The sequence below is a fragment of the Streptomyces sp. NPDC004667 genome (assembly GCF_040609475.1).
Taxonomy (GTDB): Bacteria; Actinomycetota; Actinomycetes; order Streptomycetales; family Streptomycetaceae; genus Streptomyces.
In genome coordinates this window covers 43484-61940 of record NZ_JBEXKC010000036.1, presented here as the reverse complement: position 1 = coordinate 61940, position 18457 = coordinate 43484, and the positions used below count along the sequence as shown (strand labels likewise).

The 18457-nt window shown below is 73.3% G+C and carries 21 protein-coding genes; 15 read left to right on the top strand and 6 right to left on the bottom strand.

The genetic code is table 11. From position 1 onward, the window contains the following. Positions 1–58 precede the first annotated feature (58 nt). The 6 genes from ribH (at position 59) to ABZW32_RS21000 (ending at position 4907) form a co-directional block, all read left to right on the top strand. Positions 59–544 (top strand): 6,7-dimethyl-8-ribityllumazine synthase, encoded by a 486-nt coding sequence (gene ribH / locus ABZW32_RS21025; RefSeq protein WP_007262951.1) that lies wholly within the window; start codon positions 59–61, stop codon positions 542–544. A 35-nt stretch (positions 545–579) separates the two neighbouring features. After that, positions 580–858, top strand: a complete 279-nt coding sequence (locus ABZW32_RS21020; protein WP_356217956.1) for a phosphoribosyl-ATP diphosphatase — start codon at positions 580–582, stop codon at positions 856–858. A gap of 81 nt (positions 859–939) precedes the next feature. After that, positions 940–1788, top strand: coding sequence for an ATP phosphoribosyltransferase (hisG, locus tag ABZW32_RS21015; RefSeq protein WP_266837766.1), 849 nt, complete (start codon positions 940–942; stop codon positions 1786–1788). A 52-nt stretch (positions 1789–1840) separates the two neighbouring features. Then, positions 1841–2305 carry a PH domain-containing protein gene (locus ABZW32_RS21010; protein WP_356217954.1) on the top strand — a complete coding sequence of 155 codons (465 nt, stop codon included), beginning with the start codon at positions 1841–1843 and terminating at the stop codon, positions 2303–2305. Between the two features lie 200 nt (positions 2306–2505). After that, the gene (locus ABZW32_RS21005; protein WP_356217952.1) at positions 2506–3867 is read left to right on the top strand and encodes a hemolysin family protein; all 1362 of its coding nucleotides are present in this window, start codon (positions 2506–2508) and stop codon (positions 3865–3867) included. Beyond that, complete coding sequence (locus tag ABZW32_RS21000) at positions 3864–4907, top strand: hemolysin family protein (protein ID WP_356217950.1); 1044 nt, start codon at positions 3864–3866, stop codon at positions 4905–4907. The genes ABZW32_RS21005 and ABZW32_RS21000 overlap by 4 nt, the downstream gene beginning before the upstream one ends. 40 nt (positions 4908–4947) lie before the next feature. Here ABZW32_RS21000 and ABZW32_RS20995 read toward each other — a convergent pair whose 3' ends face one another. Together ABZW32_RS20995 and ABZW32_RS20990 are read right to left on the bottom strand one after the other, a co-directional pair. Next, positions 4948–6906 (bottom strand): AAA family ATPase, encoded by a 1959-nt coding sequence (locus ABZW32_RS20995; RefSeq protein ID WP_356217983.1) that lies wholly within the window; start codon positions 6904–6906, stop codon positions 4948–4950. A gap of 377 nt (positions 6907–7283) precedes the next feature. Further along, a complete protein-coding gene (locus ABZW32_RS20990) occupies positions 7284–7919 on the bottom strand; it encodes a hypothetical protein (protein WP_356217948.1) in 636 nt (211 codons plus the stop codon). Between the two features lie 125 nt (positions 7920–8044). Here ABZW32_RS20990 and ABZW32_RS20985 point away from each other — a divergent pair, with 125 nt between their 5' ends. The 3 genes from ABZW32_RS20985 to ABZW32_RS20975 all read left to right on the top strand — a co-directional run bounded on the left by ABZW32_RS20985 (position 8045) and on the right by ABZW32_RS20975 (position 10230). Further along, positions 8045–9418: a C39 family peptidase gene (locus ABZW32_RS20985; protein WP_356217946.1), complete on the top strand. Its 1374-nt coding sequence runs from the start codon at positions 8045–8047 to the stop codon at positions 9416–9418. Between the two features lie 82 nt (positions 9419–9500). Next, positions 9501–9932, top strand: coding sequence for an SPW repeat protein (locus ABZW32_RS20980; RefSeq protein ID WP_356217944.1), 432 nt, complete (start codon positions 9501–9503; stop codon positions 9930–9932). Between the two features lie 139 nt (positions 9933–10071). Then, on the top strand, positions 10072–10230 hold the full coding sequence (locus ABZW32_RS20975; protein ID WP_356217943.1) for an SCO1431 family membrane protein: 159 nt from the start codon (positions 10072–10074) through the stop codon (positions 10228–10230). Positions 10231–10281: 51 nt separating this feature from the next. Here ABZW32_RS20975 and ABZW32_RS20970 read toward each other — a convergent pair whose 3' ends face one another. After that, a complete protein-coding gene (locus ABZW32_RS20970) occupies positions 10282–11295 on the bottom strand; it encodes a DUF6114 domain-containing protein (protein ID WP_356217941.1) in 1014 nt (337 codons plus the stop codon). Then, a complete protein-coding gene (locus tag ABZW32_RS20965; protein WP_356217940.1) occupies positions 11286–11924 on the bottom strand; it encodes a DUF6230 family protein in 639 nt (212 codons plus the stop codon). Before ABZW32_RS20965 ends, ABZW32_RS20970 begins: the two co-directional genes overlap by 10 nt. Positions 11925–12093: 169 nt before the next feature. Here ABZW32_RS20965 and ABZW32_RS20960 point away from each other — a divergent pair, with 169 nt between their 5' ends. The 3 genes from ABZW32_RS20960 to ABZW32_RS20950 all read left to right on the top strand — a co-directional run bounded on the left by ABZW32_RS20960 (position 12094) and on the right by ABZW32_RS20950 (position 14505). After that, positions 12094–12795: a TetR/AcrR family transcriptional regulator gene (locus tag ABZW32_RS20960; RefSeq protein WP_356217938.1), complete on the top strand. Its 702-nt coding sequence runs from the start codon at positions 12094–12096 to the stop codon at positions 12793–12795. Between the two features lie 145 nt (positions 12796–12940). After that, positions 12941–14113: an acyl-CoA dehydrogenase family protein gene (locus tag ABZW32_RS20955; RefSeq protein ID WP_356217937.1), complete on the top strand. Its 1173-nt coding sequence runs from the start codon at positions 12941–12943 to the stop codon at positions 14111–14113. 11 nt (positions 14114–14124) lie between these two features. After that, a complete protein-coding gene (locus ABZW32_RS20950) occupies positions 14125–14505 on the top strand; it encodes a GNAT family N-acetyltransferase (RefSeq protein ID WP_356217935.1) in 381 nt (126 codons plus the stop codon). A gap of 6 nt (positions 14506–14511) precedes the next feature. Here the strand turns inward: ABZW32_RS20950 and ABZW32_RS20945 are convergent, their stop codons facing one another. Continuing rightward, positions 14512–14805: a hypothetical protein gene (locus ABZW32_RS20945; RefSeq protein WP_356217934.1), complete on the bottom strand. Its 294-nt coding sequence runs from the start codon at positions 14803–14805 to the stop codon at positions 14512–14514. 210 nt (positions 14806–15015) lie between these two features. On the opposite strand from ABZW32_RS20945, the gene ABZW32_RS20940 reads away from it, so the two are divergent. Both ABZW32_RS20940 and ABZW32_RS20935 read left to right on the top strand, forming a co-directional pair. After that, positions 15016–16152, top strand: a complete 1137-nt coding sequence (locus ABZW32_RS20940; protein WP_356217932.1) for a hypothetical protein — start codon at positions 15016–15018, stop codon at positions 16150–16152. Between the two features lie 12 nt (positions 16153–16164). Next, on the top strand, positions 16165–17256 hold the full coding sequence (locus tag ABZW32_RS20935) for a phosphotransferase family protein (protein ID WP_356217931.1): 1092 nt from the start codon (positions 16165–16167) through the stop codon (positions 17254–17256). Positions 17257–17264: 8 nt separating this feature from the next. Here the strand turns inward: ABZW32_RS20935 and ABZW32_RS20930 are convergent, their stop codons facing one another. Further along, the gene (locus ABZW32_RS20930) at positions 17265–17705 is read right to left on the bottom strand and encodes a hypothetical protein (RefSeq protein WP_356217930.1); all 441 of its coding nucleotides are present in this window, start codon (positions 17703–17705) and stop codon (positions 17265–17267) included. A gap of 229 nt (positions 17706–17934) precedes the next feature. On the opposite strand from ABZW32_RS20930, the gene ABZW32_RS20925 reads away from it, so the two are divergent. Further along, the gene (locus tag ABZW32_RS20925) at positions 17935–18375 is read left to right on the top strand and encodes an Lrp/AsnC family transcriptional regulator (protein ID WP_162793337.1); all 441 of its coding nucleotides are present in this window, start codon (positions 17935–17937) and stop codon (positions 18373–18375) included. The last annotated feature ends 82 nt before the right edge of the window (positions 18376–18457 follow it).

Sequence of the window (18457 nt, the reverse complement as noted above, 5' to 3'; positions counted from 1 at the left end):
CACACACCACATTCCACACACCCCGTACCACCACCACGAAGAACCGAGGAGCAGAGCTGTGAGCGGCAAGGGCGCACCCGAACTGAGCGTGAAGAACTGCGGAGACCTCCGGGTGGCCGTGATCGCGGCCCAGTGGCACGAGAAGGTCATGGACGGACTCGTCGACGGCGCCCTGCGCGCCCTGCACGAGCTGGGCATCGACGAGCCCACCCTGCTCCGCGTCCCCGGCAGCTTCGAGCTGCCGGTCGTGGCGAAGGTACTCGCCGGTCGCGGTTACGATGCCATCGTCGCCCTCGGAGTGGTCATCCGCGGCGGCACCCCGCACTTCGACTACGTCTGCCAGGGCGTCACCCAAGGCCTGGTACAGGTGTCGATCGACACCGGAGTCCCCGTCGGCTTCGGCGTCCTGACCTGCGACAACGACGAGCAGGCGCTGGACCGCGCCGGACTCGAGGGGTCGAACGAGGACAAGGGGCACGAAGCGGTCACCGCCGCCGTCTCCACCGCCATGACCCTGCGGACCGTCAGCGAACCCTGGCGCTGAGCGTCGGCGCGGGACCCCTTATTCTGAGGACCATCATGGCGAACAATCCCAAGACCTTCGAGGAGCTCTTCACCGAGCTCCAGCTCAAGGCCGCCAACGGCGACCCCAGCACCTCGCGCACCGCCGAGCTCGTCGGCAAGGGCGTCCATGCCATCGGCAAGAAGGTCGTCGAGGAGGCCGCCGAGGTCTGGATGGCCGCCGAGTACGAGGGCAAGGAAGCCGCCGCCGAAGAGATCTCCCAGCTGCTGTACCACGTTCAGGTGATGATGGTGGCGCGCGGGATCTCCCTCGACGACGTCTACGCCCACCTCTAGGCCGCAGCTCCTCGCCGCGGGTCCCGCGCCCGCACGCCCACGCACACCTTTCGCATCCACGCCACGCACGAAGGAAGCCCCATGCTGCGCATCGCCGTCCCCAACAAGGGTTCACTCTCCGGACCGGCGTCGGCGATGCTCCATGAGGCCGGCTACCGCCAGCGCAAGGAGTCCAAGGAACTCGTCACGGTCGACCCCGACAACGAGGTCGAGTTCTTCTACCTCCGCCCGAAGGACATCGCGATCTACGTCGCGTCGGGCAAGCTCGACATCGGCATCACCGGCCGCGACCTGCTGCTCGACTCCGGGGCCAACGCCGAGGAGATCCTGCCGCTGAACTTCGGCCGGTCCACCTTCCGCTACGCCACCAAGCCCGGCACCGCCAAGGGCCCCGAGGACTTCGGCGGCATGACGATCGCCACCTCCTACGAGGGCATCGTCGCCAAGCACCTCGCCGACCAGGGCATCGACGCTTCCGTCGTCCACCTGGACGGCGCCGTCGAGACCGCCATCGAACTGGGCGTCGCGCAGGTCATCGCCGACGTCGTCGAGACCGGCACCAGCCTGCGCAACGCGGGCCTGGAGGTCATCGGCGAGCCGATCCTCAAGTCCGAGGCCACCGTCATCCGCCGCACCGGCGCCGGCGCCGACGAGCCCAAGGTCGCGCAGTTCCTGCGCCGCCTCCAGGGCGTCCTCGTGGCCCGCAGCTACGTGATGATGGACTACGACTGCCGCGCCGAGCACCTGGAGCGCGCCGTCGCCCTCACCCCGGGCCTGGAGTCGCCGACGATCTCCCCGCTCCACAACGAGGGCTGGGTCGCCGTCCGCGCCATGGTCCCCGCCAAGGAAGCCCAGCGGATCATGGACGACCTGTACGAGCTCGGCGCCCGTGCGATCCTCACCACCTCGATCCACGCCTGCCGGCTCTGACCCGTACGCCGTCCCGATCCGTACGCCCCCTCCAGAAGGCATCACCAGCACCATGAGCGAGTCCGCCGCCCCGTCCGCCCCGCCCGCCCTGCCGGTCACCTTCCGGCCGACCCGCACCCGGGCGGTGCTGCTGGGCGTCGGGCTCGCCATGTTCGCCACGATCACCGCGATCGCGCTGCTCCTGGAGAGCCTCAGCCCCGGCGAACGGGTCAGCTTCGTCTTCACCGCCGCGCTGATGTCCTCCGTGCTCGTCCTGCTCAGCCGCCCCAAGGTGGTCGCGGACGAGACGGGCGTCACCGTGGTCAACCTGACCACCACCCGCCGCCTCGAATGGCCGCAGATCGTGCGGGTCAACCTCCGCCCCGGCGACCCGTGGGTGTTCCTGGACCTCAGCGACGGCACCAGCCTGCCCGTCCTCGGCATCCAGCCCGGCATCGCCAGGGCCCGCGCGATCGACGACGCCCGCGCCCTGCGCGCCCTCGCCGAGACCAGGGGATCCGGCGCCACCGGCCGCTGAGCCCGCCCGGTCTCCTCGCTGCGTCCCATTGCGGCCGCGATCTCAATGACTACCCTGGTGGCGGGGCGCGTACGTGCGCCCTCCCATCCGCCCCGGGACCCCGTGGCCCGTGGGCACCTTCGACCAGAGGAGTGACTCCCTCCAGCAATGGACGGATCGTCCGGTAGTACCCGCGCCGCCCTCCCCGCGGAGGCGGCGGCATGACCATCCCGCTACTCCTGCTCGTGGCGGCCTTCGCCCTGATCCTCGCCAACGGTTTCTTCGTGGCGGCCGAGTTCGGCCTCGTCACGGTCGAGAGACCCGAGGCCGAAAGCGCCGCGGCCGAGGGCGACCGCCGTGCCCGCACGGTCGTCGAAGCCCTCCGGGAGCTGTCCTTCCAGCTCTCCGGCACCCAGCTCGGCATCACCATCACCTCGCTCGTCGTCGGCATGCTCGCCGAACCGGCCCTCGCCGCACTCCTGTCGGGGCCGCTCGCCGCGACCGGCCTGCCCCGCGGAGCCGTCCCCGGCGTGGCCGTCGTCCTCGGCATGCTGCTCGCCTCCGCCGTCCAGATGGTCGTCGGCGAACTCGTCCCGAAGAACTGGGCGATCTCCCGTCCGCTCCAGGTGGCCCGCGTCGTGGCCGGCCCCCAGCAGGCCTTCTCCCGGGCCTTCCGGCCCGTCATCGCCGCCCTCAACGCCGTCGCGAACCGCCTCGTGCGGGCACTCGGCGTCGAACCCGCCGAGGAGATGGCCTCCGCCCGCACCCCCGGCGAACTGGTCTCCCTGGTCCGCCATTCGGCCCAGGCCGGCGCCCTCGAACAGGACACCGCCGACCTCTTCGTACGGACCCTCTCGCTGGGCGAGCTCACCGCCCAGCACGTCATGACCCCCCGCGTGAAGGTCAGCGCCCTCCAGCACACGGCCACCGCGGCCGACGTCCTGAACCTGACCCGCGCCACCGGTCTGTCCCGCTTCCCGGTCTACCGCGAGCGGATCGACGAGATCACCGGCGTGGTCCACCTCAAGGACGCCCTCGCCGTGCCCGAGCCGGAACGCTCCCGCACCGCCGTCAACCGCATCTGCGTCACCCCCCTGCTGGTGCCCGGCTCCCTGCCGGTACAGCCCCTGCTGGAACGGTTGCGCAGCGAACAGCCCATGGCCGTGGTCGTCGACGAGTACGGCGGCACGGCCGGGGTGGTCACCCTGGAGGACATCGTGGAGGAACTCGTCGGCGAGGTCCGCGACGAGCACGACCTCGCCGAGCACGGCAGCCCCGAACTGGCCGCAGTGCCCGCCGAGGACGGCCGCCCCTCCTGGGAGGCCGACGGCAGCTGCCGCGTCCACACCCTGCGCCGCATAGGCCTGGAGGTCCCCGAGGGGCCCTACGAGACCGTCGCCGGCCTCGTCGCCGACCTGCTCGGCCGGATCCCCGCCCCCGGGGACCGCGCGGAGCTCCCCGGCTGGAAGCTGTCCGTCCGCCAGGTCCGCCGCTACCGGGCCGAACGCGTCCGGCTGGTGCGCACCGCACCGCTCGGAGCCGTCCCGGCCCCGGCCGAACCTGAACCGGCGGGCCGCCGGTGAACGCCCTCCAGCTCCTCTTCGCCCTGCTCCTCGTCCTGGCCAACGGCTTCTTCGTCGGCGCCGAGTTCGCGCTCGTCTCCGTGCGCCGCAGCCAGATCGAGCCCCTGGCGGCCGGCTCCAAGCGGGCCCGCCAGGTGCTCCACGGCCTGGAGAACCTGCCGCGCATGATGGCCGCCGCCCAGTTCGGCATCACCATGTGCTCGCTCACCCTCGGCGCGGTCGCCGAGCCCACCGTGGCCCGGCTCCTGGAACCCCTCTTCGAGGCCGCCCACGTACCGGAGGGCCTGGTGCACCCCCTCGGGTACGCCGTCGCCCTCGCCGCCGTGGTCTTCCTGCACCTGGTCATCGGCGAGATGGTCCCCAAGAACCTCGCCATGGCCGCCCCCGAGCGCACCGCCCTGTGGTTCAGCCCCGGCCTGGTCGCCTTCGCCCGCCTCTGCGGACCGGTGACCAGCGCCCTGGGCGCCTGCGCCGCGCTCGTCCTGCGCCTGTTCAAGGTCGAGCCCAAGGACGAGGTCGAGGCCGTCTACACCAGCGCCCAGCTCGGCCGGCTCGTCGAGGACTCCCGGCAGGCCGGACTCCTCGAACCCGTCGAGCAGGAACGCCTGGAGGACGCCCTCGAACTGGGCAGCCGCCCGGTCACCGACGTCCTGCTGGCCCCCGGCCGGCTCGTCACCGTCGGCCCGGCCGTCACCCCGCGCCAGATCGAACAGCTGACCGTGCGCACCGGCTACTCGCGCTTCCCGGTCCGCTCCGACACCGGTGCCTTCATGGGCTACCTCCACGTCAAGGACGTCCTCGACCTGGAGGACCGCGAGCGGGCCGTCCCCCAGCGGGTGTGGCGCCGGATGACCACCCTGTGCTCCACCCTCCCGCTGGACGACGCCCTCAGCGTCATGCGCCGCGACGCCACCCACCTGGCGCAGGTCGCCGACCCGGCCGGCCGGGTCCTGGGCCTGGTCGCCCTGGAGGACGTCCTGGAGATGCTGGTGGGCGAGGTCCGCGACCCCGCCCACCGCGTGTACGCCCGCAGCGCCTAGCGGGCCGCGCGCACCCCCGTCCGGAGCACGGTCCGGGCCCCTACACCGGGGGCTCGGACCGTCCCGGGCCGTCGGGGCCGCGCCCCGACAGGACCTCCCCGTACGCCTGCATCAGGTCGGCCAGCCGCAGCGTTGCCAGGTCGTCCCGCGAGGGCTCCCCGGAGAACCCCGCCAGCCGCAGGTCCCGGTACGCGCAGCTCTTCTCGTACAGCGTCCGCAGGAACCGCCCGTTGCCGAGCTCGTCGATCCAGCCCTGCTCCACCACGTGCCCGCTGACGCTGCGCAGCTCCTCCAGGGCCTCCTCGTCCCACCGGTCCCCGTTCGCGTCGGCCAGCACCCCGCCGATCGAGGTCAGCTCCGCGGGACGGTAGCTCGGGAAGTCCACCCGGGTCGTGAACCGCGAGGACAGCCCCGGATTGGCGGCCAGCAGCCGGTCCATCCCCGCCGGATAGCCGGCCAGGATCACCACCAGGTGGTCCCGGTTGTCCTCGGCCCGCTTGAGCAGCACCTGGAGGGCCTCGTCCCCGTATGCGTCACCCTTGCTGTAGCCCGAGTTGGACAGGCTGTACGCCTCGTCCACGAACAGCACCCCGCCGATCGCCGAGTCGATCAGCTCGTTCGCCTTGACGGCGGTCTGCCCCAGGAACTCCCCGACCAGATCGGCCCGTTGCGCCTCCACCAGGTGGTCGCCGCCCAGCAGCCCCAGCGCGTAGAACACCCGGCCCAGGATCCGCGCCACCGTGGTCTTGCCCGTGCCCGAGGGCCCCGAGAAGACGAAGTGCCGCTTCGGCGGCTGTACCGGCAGCCCCTGGGCCGCACGCAGCCGGGCCATGTGCAGCTGCGCCGACAGGGCCTTCACCTGCCGCTTCACCGGCTCCAGGCCCACCATCCGCTCCAGCTCGGCCAGCGCCTCGGCCAGCGCCCGCGGGTCGGCGGGCCCGGTCGGCAGCCCCGACGGGGAACCCTGCGCGGGCAGGGACACCTTGTGCCGCACGCCGTCCGCCCGCCCCGAGCCGCCGCCCACCGGGCCGAACCGCTGGTCCACCGGCTCCCCGGGCGTCGGCGGATCCGGGTCCACCTGTCCGTCCGCGGCGATGTCCTGCACGGGCCCGCCGCCCCCGCCGCCCAGCGCCACCGCCGTGTAGTCCCCGCCGAGGGAGGACAGCCCGTGCCCGGCGAAGCCCTCGGCGCTGTGCCCGCCGTAGCCGGCGTACCCGGCCATGTCGTCGGGGTCGCTGCTGTCCGCGATGGCCGTCAGCCGGGCCGCCGTGTCCATGAACGCCGGGTCCACCCGGTGCACCGCCCGGTACAGCGGCAGGGCGGCCGCGCTGCGCCCCGTCCCCTCGTGCGCCCGCGCCAGCCAGTACCGCAGTTCCTTGCGCTGCGGCTGCTCGCTGCGGCAGCGCATCAGCGCCGCCGAGAGCATCGGCTCGGCCTGCCCGTACATCTCCAGCCGGACCCGGGCCATCCCGCCGAAGAGGCCCGCCTCGATCCCCAGCAGCGGATCGTCCACCAGCGGCTCGGTCTGCCGTACGAGCTGGTCCCAGTCCTTGACCAGATAGGCCCGGCAGGCGTGCAGGAACCGGACCTGCGGGTCGGTGTCCACCGGCGGCAGGGCGGCGAGCGCCTGGTCCAGCTCGGGGACGTGCCGCCCGTCCAGCCAGTGCGAGGCGTGGGCCAGCAGCAGGTCCCGCCGGCTCTCCAGTACCGGCTGCACCCACCAGCCCAGCCAGTACCAGGAGTTGAGGGTCCGCCGGTGCCGGGCCCGCTGCTCGCCGAAGCGGTCGCGGTGGGCGTACATCCGCAATAACGCGTTGGTCGTGTCCACCCGCAGCGCGTGCAGGCCCAGCCAGGCGTCGGCCATGGCGGGATCGAGCCTGACGGCCGCCCGGAACTCCTCCTCGGCCTGCGGGTACGCGCCCATCGTGCAGGCGTCCACCCCGCGCAGCCAGGCGAGTTCGGCCGGGGCGTGTGCGCTGCCCGGCATGCCGAAGTCCATCACATCCCCCACACGCAAGCCCCGTGGTGCGCGGAACACTCCGTGCCGCGCACGTGAGTTGTCCACCCCGCCGATGAAATCAGGGCTGCATCGTACCCGCGGTGACGCACCTTACCCAGGGTGCGGTGGGCACGGGTCGTGGGTGATCCCCCGGGGCGCGGGGTGACTCAGGGTGAAGGAGGGTGGGTGGAGCGGCGCCCTCCGGGTCCCTCCGGAGCCGGAACGGGGCAGAGCGGAGCCCCCGATCACGGGGGAACAATCGGGGGCTCCGCGTCCGCGGCGGCCTTCGCAGACCGCGCATTCAGAACGTAAGGCCGTTCGCGGGGCCCGGTCAAGCGGCTCGGAGCAGGCCCGCGCGGGCCGACGCGCGAGGCCGCTCAGGCCTGGGGGAGTCCGTCGCTCTCGGTGACGGACGGGCCGGTTCCGGAGGTCGCAGGAGCCCCGGAAGTCCACTCGTATCCCGTACCACTCTGGCGTACCAGAGTGTCCGCGAAGGGGCGCGAAGGGTCGCCGGAGAAGTGCGCGAGCTCCGCGCGCTCCCACCCGTCCCAGAAGTCGGAGAGTTCACGCCCGTCCCGCTGCCGGCCCCGGCCCCAGGACTGCTCCCGGGAGGTCTCCATCCACAGCAGCCGCGCCAGGTGCGGCCGCAGCGCCCGCCGTCCGGCCCCGACGCCCTCGACGAGCAGCACGGGCGCCGGCTCCAGGACCCGCGGGGGCCCGAAGCGGCGTTCCACCCAGTCGTACGGGGTCCAGTGCGCGGCCCGGCCCGCGGCGAGCGGCTCCAGCACCTGCGAGCGCAGCCGCCCCGGCCAGCCGAACGGCTCCTCGTGGGTGGCCACGTCGTCCAGCCGCAGCACGGGTGCCCCGCCCAGGGCCCCGGCCAGGCGCCCGGCGAAGGTGCTCTTGCCGGAGCCGGCGTGTCCGTCGATCCCGATCAGCCGGACCGGTCCGAGGGAGGGCGGCAGGACGGTGATCTCCTGCGCGAGCGATTCGAGTGACTGCTGTGGCTCCACCCGGCCAGCGTACGGCCCGCCCCCGAGTCACCCTCGACACGGACCCGGGGCTTCGCCGCCGCACGGCCGGGAACTGGAAGGGTGGACGAGCCGATCCACCGCTCCGACCCCTGGGGGCCACGCAGATGACCGCACCCACCCCGCGCCGGGCCCTCCTGGCCGCCGCCCTCGCCGCCGCCACCGCGGCCACCCTGCCCACGGGCCGCGCCGCCGCCGCGCCGGAGCCCGGAGCCGGTTCTCCGTCCGGTGGCGACGCGGTCCCGGTCCGGCCGGTCGACAACCGGTTCTGGTACGCGTACGGCCACTGGCAGGCCGGCACCCACGGGGGCACCACGGCCGTCCCGGGCACCCGGCCCGGCCTGGAGATCGCAGCCGCGGCGGGCCGCACCGAGTACACCGACCCCCACACCGGGCGCCGGGCCGCCTGGGAGCACGCCACCTGGACCTCTCCGGTGCACCGCTGCGCCGTCCCCGCCACCGAGGTCATCGCCTCCTGGAACGCCCGCACCCCGGCCGGCACCTGGATCCAGACCGAACTGCGCGGCACCTACACCGACGGCACCGTCACCCCCTGGTACGTGATGGGCCGCTGGGCCTCCGGCGACGGCGACGTCCGCCGCACCTCCGTCGACGGCCAGACCGACGGCCGCAGCACCGTGTGGACCGACACCCTGGCCGTGGACCACCCCGGCACCGGACCCCGCATCGCCGCCTGGCAGCTGCGCGTCACCCTGTACCGCAAGCCCGGCGCGAGCCGGGGCCCCACGGTCTGGCTGGCCGGGGCCATGGCCTCGGCGGTCCCCGACCGCTTCACGGTCCCCGCCTCCACCCCCTCGGGCACCGCCCGCGAACTGGAGGTGCCGCGCTACTCGCAGGAGGTCCACGCGGGCCAGTACCCGGAGTACGACAACGGCGGCGAGGCCTGGTGCAGCCCCACGTCCTCGCAGATGATCGTGGAGTTCTGGGGCGGCAAACCCAGCGCGGCGTCCCTGGCCTGGGTCGATCCCGCCTACGCCGACCCCCAGGTCTGCCACGCCGCCCGCTCCACCTACGACGCCGCCTACAAGGGGTGCGGCAACTGGCCCTTCAACGCCGCCTACGCCGCCACCTACCCGGGACTCGCCGGGGTGGTCACCCGGCTCGGCTCCCTGGCCGACCTGGAGATCCTGGTCCGGGCCGGCATCCCGGTGATCACGTCGCAGTCCTTCCGCGCGGAGGAACTGACCGGCGCGGGCTACGGCACGGCCGGCCACCTCATGACGGTGATCGGCTTCACCGCGGAGGGGGACGTGATCGCCAACGACCCCAACTCGGCCGACAACGCCGCCGTCCGCCGGGTCTACCGGCGCCGCGAATGGGAGAACATCTGGCTCCGCACCAAGCGCCACGACGCCGCGGGGAAGACCGTTTCCGGCAGCGGCGGCATCTGCTACCTCTACGGGCCGGCGGCGCCGGGCCGCGACCGGGTCGCCGCTCTGAAGGCGGTGGGAGTGCTGTGAAAATCCCGCCGCCCCGCAGGGCTTAACGGGTCGAATATGGGCATAAGGGCCGTATAAGGCTTCTCATAGGAGGCAGCCCACCATGACCACCCATTCGAGCATCGAACACCACCCGGACCTTGCCGAGATGCGCACTCGGTTCGAGCGGGTGACGAGCACCCCCGCCGCGCAGGCCGTGGAGGCGCTGGCCCTGATCACGGGCCTGTACCTGGCGGCTTCGCCGTGGATCGCCGGGTTCAGCATCCTGGGCCCGCTCGCCGTCAACAACCTGATCGCCGGCCTCGCCTTCTGCCTGTGCATGGGCGGGCTGGGATCGGCGTACGAGCGCACGCACGCGATGGCCTGGACGGCCGTGGCGATCGGCGCCTGGACGATCGTGGCGCCCTGGGTCATCGCCGGACCGATGGACGTCACCCGCAGCATCGTCAGCAACGTGATCACGGGCGCCGTGGCCCTCTGCCTCGGCCTGGCCATGATGGCCATGGGCGGAGACCGGCGCACCGGCAAGGGCTGACCGCGATCGGCCCGCACACCGCCGGGCCCCGGAACCCCTTCCGCGCGGAGGAGGGTTCCGGGGCCCGGCGATGTGACGCGTGCCACCGGTGACCCTCGTCATCTACCGCGAATGCCGCGAACGCGGCACATTGGACGGCATGACCGCACACACCGCAGCCCTGTCCGCCCGCGCCCGGGCCCGCAACCTCGTCGGCACCGGGGGCCCCAAGGAAGACTCCTCCTGGTTGGAGCACGTGGCCGGCTGGACCCTCGTGGTCGTCGTGGCCATGCTCGTCACCCGGCTCGGCTGGTTCTGACCGCCCGCACACCCGCACCGCCGGTACCGCCCGCGCCCGCCGGGCCCGCCGCTACGAGGCCTCCAGCCGCAGCCCGTCGGTGACGATCTCGTCCGAGGTGACCAGCGCCTGCTCGGCGATGACCCGGGTCATGAAGACGAACGGCGGGATCACCGGGGGAGCGGGCAACCCCTCGGGGCTGAAGGTGACGCACACCAGCCCCTCGACGCAGCCGCTGAACCGGGTCAGGTACAGGGTCACGTCGCCGCGCAGTTCCAGCGAGGCGGCGGCCAGACCGTACTCGCCGCCGGCGCCGTCGCGGGCGCGCAGCCGGTAGTCGCGCAGTGAGGCCGCCGCCATCTTCAGCACCAGCACCTTGCGCGGCCCGTCCACCGTGGCAACCTCCGAGACCCCCGCGAGGGTGAAGCCCCGCGGGGCGAAGAGCGAGGTGGTGACGGTCGGCGGGGTCCGGGCCGCCGTCGGCGCACCGGGCACCGCCACCCGCTCGACCCCCTCCGCCCGCGCCCGGGGCGCGCCCGTGGCCAGCGCCGCCAGCAGCACCACCGGCAGGACCGCGGCCAGTGCCCGGGACCCGCGGCCGTCCGGACCGGGAGCGTCCGCCTCAGTCTCCGTCTCGGCGTCCGCCTCCGCCTCAGCCTCCGTCTCGGCGTCCGCCTCCCCGCCGCCCGCCCCCCGCGTCGGCAGCGGGGTCCAGCCGAAGGCCAGCGCGCTGCCCGCGATGCCGAGCAGCATCCCGACGAGGAAGCCGCCCAGGTTGGTCGCCACGAAGGACAGTACCGACAGCAGCAGCGCGTGGACCGAGACGTACGTCCGGGCCTGCGGCACGCACCACAGGAACAGCCCCGCCAGGATCAGCGCGGCCCCGATCGCGAGGGCCGCTATCCCGCCCGCACCCAGACTGACCAGTACGGTCACCGGGGAGAGCGGGACCAGCAGCAGTTCGGCCCCGCCCAGCACCAGCAGCAGCCCGCCCCAGAAGGGCCGGGAGCGCCGCCAGGCGCGCAGCCGCCGCCGGGGACCGGACGGCGGCCGGGGTCGCGCCGGCGCCGGCCGCCCTAGAAGCACTTCTCGCCGTCCAGGCTGACGTTGAGCCGCATGCCCTTGAGCCGGAAGTTCCCGCCGGTCGCGGACCAGGCGTGCGACCGTACGCCCACCACCTCGATGTTCCCGGCCTGGAGCCCGAACGCGCCCGGCGCGCCCTTCACCCCGTCCACCTGGTCGAGGGTGGAGGCGTCGCGGCCGATCTGGGCCGTGCCGAAGGTGGCGTCGCCGTCGAGGTCCTCGCCGTCGATGACCAGTTTGCTGGCGGTCACCTCGCCGGCCGGGCCGCCCGCGGTCAGCTTGAACACCACCTTCCCGACCGGGGTGTCCACCTCCGCCGCCTGGCAGATGTCGCCGAGGGTGGCCTCTCCGATGCCCAGCAGGGCGACGGGATGCCCCGTGCCGTCGGCGGAGCGGTCCGTCTGCACGTAGGAGGCGAGCCCCTTGCTGGTCAGCTTCGACGAGGAGACCTGGAAGGCGGTCCCCGAGACCGCGAAGGACGCGGCCAGCGCGCCCTGGGCCGTCACCACGGCCAGCGCGCCGACCGCGACGAGCGCCGGCAGCGCGACGGCCGCCGACCTCTTCCAGTCCACCCGGCCTTCGGCGGCCGCCCTCCGGCCCGTGCCCTTGTCCTTGTCCTTGTCCGTGCCCATGGCGTGTGCCTCCCGTACGTCGTCCGGTGCGCGGGGGAACCGCGCTGGAAATTGCGGGGGAGTTGCGGGGGATGTGTGCAGGATCTGCGGAGCGAAGGTGCGCACGGGCCCGCCGGGTGGCTCTGCCATACTGCGGGCATCCTGTGGCAGTTCGAGGCTAGGGCCGAATTTGAATAATAGTCAACAGCGTGGTGCGACCGGCCGTTCGCAGGTCCGCAGGGCCGAACTCATAGCGATCGGGCGGAAGTTGTTCGCCGACACCTCGTACGACGCCCTCTCCGTGGACGACATCGCCCAGCAGGCGGGCGTCGCCAAGGGGCTCATCTACTACTACTTCAAGAGCAAGCGGGGCTATTACCTCGCGATCGTCGAGGACTCGGTCGCCGAACTCGTCGCCCGCGCCACGGGCGAGCCGGACCTGCCGGGTGCCGAGCGGGTCCGCCGCACGATCGACGGCTACCTCCACTACGCCGAGCACCACCACGCCGCCTACCGGACCATCGTCACCGGCGGGGTCGGTTCCGACGCCGAGGTGCTGGCCATCCGGGACGGGGTCCGCGAGGAGCTCGTGGCCGCGATCGCCGAGGGCGCGTACGGGCGCCGTACGGTCCCGCCACTGGCCCGCCTCGCCCTGGTCGGCTGGCTCTCCGGGGTGGAGGGCGCCACCCTCGACTGGATCGGCTCCGCCGGCGCCGACGGGCGGCCCGAGCGGCCGGCGCTCGCCGCGCTGCTGGTGCGCCAGCTCCGCGCGACACTGACGGTGATCGAGGAGTTCGTCCCGGAGTGCACCGCGCCTCCGGTCACCTCCGACGGGCCCACGAGCCCGCCGGACGATCATCGCGATCGGGTACCGGTGACGGAAAGCGCCTGATCGGGCATACTCAACCCGCCGCAGCCTCTGAGCGGGCCCTTTCGTGATCCGGGAGGGCAGCATCGGCTGCGAGTACCGAGACCCGGCGGCGCGTCCCACACCTCACGCGTCGTCGCCGTGCCCGACGAGGGAGGAGAGCGCCGCCATGACCGACCGCGCCCCGCAGCCGGTGGACCGTCAGCTGCCCACCGAGGAGTCCCGTGACCTCCTCATGCTCGTACGCGAGATCGCCCAGCGCGAGATCCGTCCCCGGGCCGCCGACGAGGAGGAGACCGGCCGGTTCCCCCGCGAGGTCTTCACCCTGCTGTCGGAGTCCGGGCTGCTGGGACTTCCCTACGCGAGTGAGTCCGGCGGCGGTGACCAGCCCTACGAGGTCTACCTCCAGGTCCTGGAGGAGCTCGCGGCGGCCCGCCTGACCGTCGGGCTCGGCGTCAGCGTGCACTCGCTGGCCTGCCACGGACTGGCCGCGTACGGCACCAAGGAGCAGCAGGCCGCCCACCTGCCCGACATGCTCGGCGGCGGGCTGCTCGGCGCGTACTGCCTGTCCGAGCCGGCGGCCGGCTCCGACGCCGCCTCGCTGACCACCAAGGCGGTCCGTGACGGCGACGACTGGCTGATCACCGGCACCAAGGCCTGGATCACCCACGGCGGGGTCGCCGACTTCTACACCGTCCTCGCGCGCACCGGTGCCCCCGGGGCCAAGGGGATCACCGCCTTCCTCGTCCCGGGCGACGCCCCGGGCCTGACGGCCGCGGTGCCCGAGAAGAAGATGGGCATGAAGGGCTCGCCCACCGCCCAGCTGCACTTCGACGGCGTGCGCGTCCCCGACACCCGGCGCATCGGTGAGGAGGGCCAGGGCTTCACCATCGCCCTCGCCGCCCTCGACGCCGGCCGGCTCGGGATCGCGGCCTGCGCGATAGGAGTGGCCCAGGCGGCCCTCGACGAGGCCCTCGCGTACGCCCTCGGCCGCAAGCAGTTCGGCCACCCGATCGCCGACTTCCAGGGCCTGCGCTTCATGCTGGCCGACATGGCCACCAAGATCGAGGCGGGCCGGGCGCTGTACCTCGCGGCGGCCCGGCTGCGGGACGCGGGCAAGCCGTTCTCCCGCCAGGCGGCGATGGCCAAGCTGTTCTGCACGGACGCGGCCATGGCCGTCACCACGGACGCGGTGCAGGTGCTGGGCGGCTACGGCTACACGGCGGACTTCCCGGTGGAGCGCCTCATGCGCGAGGCGAAGGTGCTCCAGATCGTGGAGGGCACGAACCAGATCCAGCGCATGGTCATCGCCCGCCACCTGGCCGGTCCCGAGAGCCGCTGAACGGCCCCGGTGTGGAGCTCCTCGTCCGCCCGGTCCTGACCGACGCCGAGCTGAACGCCCTGTTCGCCGCGGCCTGGCCCGGGCACCGGACCGCGTCCTTCGTGCCGGTGCTGGAACGCAGCCTGGCCTGGGTCGCCGCCCGTGAGGGCGGCCGCCTGGTCGGCTACGTCAACGTCGCCTGGGACGGAGGGGTGCACGCCTTCGTCCTCGACACCACGGTGCACCCGGACCTGCGCCGCTCCGGACTCGGGGTCCGCCTGGTGCGGGCGGCCGCCGGCGCGGCGCGGGAGCGCGGCGCCCAGTGGCTGCACGTCGACTACGAACCGCACCTCGAACCCTTCTACGCGGCCTGCGGCTTCCGCCCGACCGCGGCGGGGCTGCTGGCGCTCTGAGCCCGCTCAGGGGCTGTCGTAGAGGGGGCCGTTCGGCCAGATGGGGGAGGAGGCGATCCGGGACCACTCCGGATCGCGCCGCCCCGGCAGCGTCCGGCCGTCGGCGGCCCAGCGGGCGAGCAGGGCTCCGTAGATCGGCGGGTCGGGATGCCGCTGCCGCGGGGGCTGCTGCCGCTCCGCCGTCCGTTCGGAGGGCCGGTCGGCCGGCCGGTCGAACTGCTGAACCGATTCTTCGCAGCCGGGGGAAACCGGGCGCCGCCGGCGCCCCGCTCTCGGCGCGGGCGTCTCCACAGTCGTCATGCACGGCCAACGCGGGACCGGGAGCACGAGTAACCCCCTCCCGCCCGCGCCCATCCGTTCGACCCTTCCCACGGCCCTTCCCGCGGCCCACGGTGTGGCCCGGCGTGCCGAACTGTCAGGATGTGCCACAACCCTGGCCGGGCACCCGGTTTCTGACGTACCGTCATATCCGCTCAGCCGCCGCCCACCCCTGTGCCCAGGAGGTTTGCCGTGCCCGCGGACCGCCCCGTCCCCCTCGATGAATACCCCATCCACCAGGCCCCCCTGTCGATGAAGCACCTGGTCACCGGCGACCGCAACGCCTACGACCGCTGCATCTTCCACGTCTTCGACCACACCGGCCGCGCCGTCCTCATCCTCGGCCTCGGCGTCTACCCCAACACCGGCGTCATCGACGCCTACGCCACCCTGCGCCTCGGCGGCGAACTCCTCGCCGTCCGCGCCTCCGACGCCCTCACCGACGACCGGATGAACCTCTCGGTCGGACCGCTGTCGATCACCGTCGACGCCCCCCTCCGCCGGCTCACCCTGCGCTGCGACCCCGACCCCGACGACCCGCACGGGCTCTCGTACGACATCGCCTGGACCGCGGCCTTCCCCGCGGTCTGGGAACCCCACCACGTCCAGCGGCGCGGCGACCGCCTCATGCTGGAGGGCCGCCGCTTCGTCCAGGCGGGCCAGGTCACCGGCACCCTCCGCGCCAGGGGGGAGGAGTTCACCCTCACCCCCGGCGCATGGACCGGAACCCGCGACCGCAGCTGGGGCGTGCGCCCCATCCCCGGCGAGGACGGCGGCCGGGCCGCCGAGGAACACCGCCCCGAGGGCTTCCACTGGCTCTGGATCCCCGTCCGGTTCGAGGACCGCTTCCTCATGGTCATCGCCCAGGAGGAAGCCGACGGCCACCGCACCCTGAACGAGGCCGTCCAGGTCTTCCCCGAGGACAGCGGCCGCCCCGACGTCCAGCTCGGCTGGCCCCGGACGGAGATCCGCTACCGGCCCGGCACCCGCCACCCCGAGAGCGCGGTCGTCCACCTCGCCGACCCCGCCGGCAAGCCCCTGGAACTCGGCGTGGAGATCCTCGCCTCCTCCCCGCTCGCCGTCGGCGCCGGCTACCCGCCCGCCACCGACTGGCAGCACGGCAGCTGGCAGGGCCGCGGCTGGACCGACCGCCGCGTCTACGACCTCACCGACCCCGCCGCCCACCCCATGGCCGCCTTCGGGGTCACCGACCACGCCGCCCGCTTCACCCTGGAGGGCCGCACCGGCTTCGGGATCTTCGAACACGGCAGCTTCGGCCGCCACGACCCCAGCGGCTTCTCCGACCACTCCTCCGTCGCCCCGCACTGAAGGAGCCCGTCCATGGCCACGGCACCACGCCCGCGCACCTCCACCCGCGAACCGGCCGAACTCGGCCGCCGCCTCGCGTCCTGGCTCGACCGCCACCTGCCCGGGGCGCAGGTGACCCACGCCCACGTCCCCGCCTCCAACGGCATGTCCAGCGAGACCCTGCTCTTCGACATCGAACACCCGGACGCGCCCGTCCGCGGCTGCGCCCTGCGCCTGGCCGCGGACCCGGCCGCCTACACCGTCTTCCCCTCCTACGACATGCCGCGCCAGCACCGCGTGATGAGCCTGGTCGCCGCGCACACCGACCTGCCCGTACCGCGCGTGCTGTGGCTGGAGCAGGACCCGGCCCCGCTCGGGGCGCCGTTCTTCGTCATGGCCCGCGCCGAGGGGCGGGTACCGCCCGACGTCATGCCCTACACCTACGAGGGAAACTGGCTGCACGCCGCCACCGACGCCGAACGCGCCGCCCTCCAGGACGCCAGCGTCTCCCTGCTGGCCCGCCTCCACGACCAGTTCCCCGCCGAGGAGGCCCGGTTCCTGCTCCCGGCCGGCGAGGGCAGCCCGCTGCGCCGCCACGTCGACGCCCAGCGCGCCTACTACACCTGGGTCGTGTCCGGCCTGTCCCGCTCATCCCTGCTGGAACGCGCCTTCGACCGGCTGGAGGAACTCTGGCCGGCCGACGAGGGCGACCCCGTCCTGAACTGGGGCGACGCCCGCATCGGCAACGTCGTCTACGACGGCTTCGAGCCGGTCGCGGTCCTCGACTGGGAAATGGCCGCCTGCGCCCCCCGCGAGGTCGACCTGGGCTGGACCGTCTACCTGCACCGCTTCTTCCAGGACCTGACCGTCGGCTTCGGCCAGAGCGGACTGCCGGACTTCCTGCGCCGCGAGGACCTGGAACGCCGGTACGCCGAACTCACCGGGCACACCCCGCGGGACATGGAGTTCCACACCCTCTACGCCGCCCTGCGGCACGGGATCCTCATGCTGCGCATCGCCTACCGGCAGGCGCACTTCGGGGAGGTCGAGGTCCCCGCCGACCCGGACGGCCTGATCCTGCACCATGACAGCCTCGCCGCCATGGTGCAGGGGACCTACTGGTAGCCGGTGTCTCAGGCGGCCTGCGCGTGCTGGCGCATCTGCGGCAGCGGGGCCGCCACCGCCCGGACGGGACGCGAGCCCGGACCGCCGACGTGCGAGAAGGGCTGCGTCCGCCAGTCGAGACCCTGCGGCAGGTCGAAGTGGACCACTTCGAGCTCCGGCCCCTCGGCCTGGAGCCCGCCCACCGTCGCCAGCGCGTCCGCGACCGGTCGGCCGGTGCCCGCGCACACCGTGAGCCCGAACGGGTTCCACGGGCTCAGGCACAGTGCGTGCTGGGGCAGGTGCTCCTCGTCGGCGACGAGTGCGATCGACTGCCCGCAGTCGGGGCAGATCGCGTGGTGGACCTCGAACCCCTCCGCGTCGTCGGGGTACTCGTCGTCGTCCGCGTACGCGGTCTCGATCAGTTCCAGGGGCTCCGGTTCGGTGCGACCGGCGCGCTTGGTGTTCAGCATGGATGTACTCCCCCTTGGGTGGGCCGGGCGGGCAGGTTCTTCGGCCACGGCCACACCAAGCACTTCCCGCCGCGCGGCACGAGTAACCACGACGGCCCGCCGTACGCCCGTCCACCCCTGTGGCTTTGGTCACATGCCCGGTGCAGGTGCCGGTTCTGGGGGCACTTCGGCGTGGACACCGCTGTGCCTGGAGCGGCTCTGGGCAATAGGTTGAGCGGCTATGAGCGCAATGGAGGAGCTGGACCGCCAGATCGTGGATCTGCTGGTGCGGGACGGGCGGATGAGCTATACGGACCTGGGCAAGGCCACGGGACTGTCCACATCGGCCGTCCACCAGCGGGTACGCCGGCTGGAGCAGCGCGGAGTGATCCGCGGCTACGCGGCCGTGGTCGACCCCGAGGCCGTCGGGCTGCCCCTGACCGCCTTCATCTCGGTCAAGCCGTTCGACCCCAGCGCCCCCGACGACATCGCCGAGCGGCTGGCCGGGGTACCCGAGATCGAGGCCTGCCACAGCGTCGCCGGAGACGAGAACTACATCCTGAAGGTACGGGTGGCCACGCCCCTCGAACTGGAGGACCTGCTGGGCCGCCTGCGCGCCCTGGCCCACGTCTCGACCCGCACGACCGTGGTCCTGTCCACCCCCTACGAGGCGCGCCCCCCGCGCATCTGATCGCTGACGCGCCCGCGAGGGACCGCCCACGGCCGCGCCACCCACCCCCGGTCCCGGCACGCCCCGCCGAGGGGCGAGACTA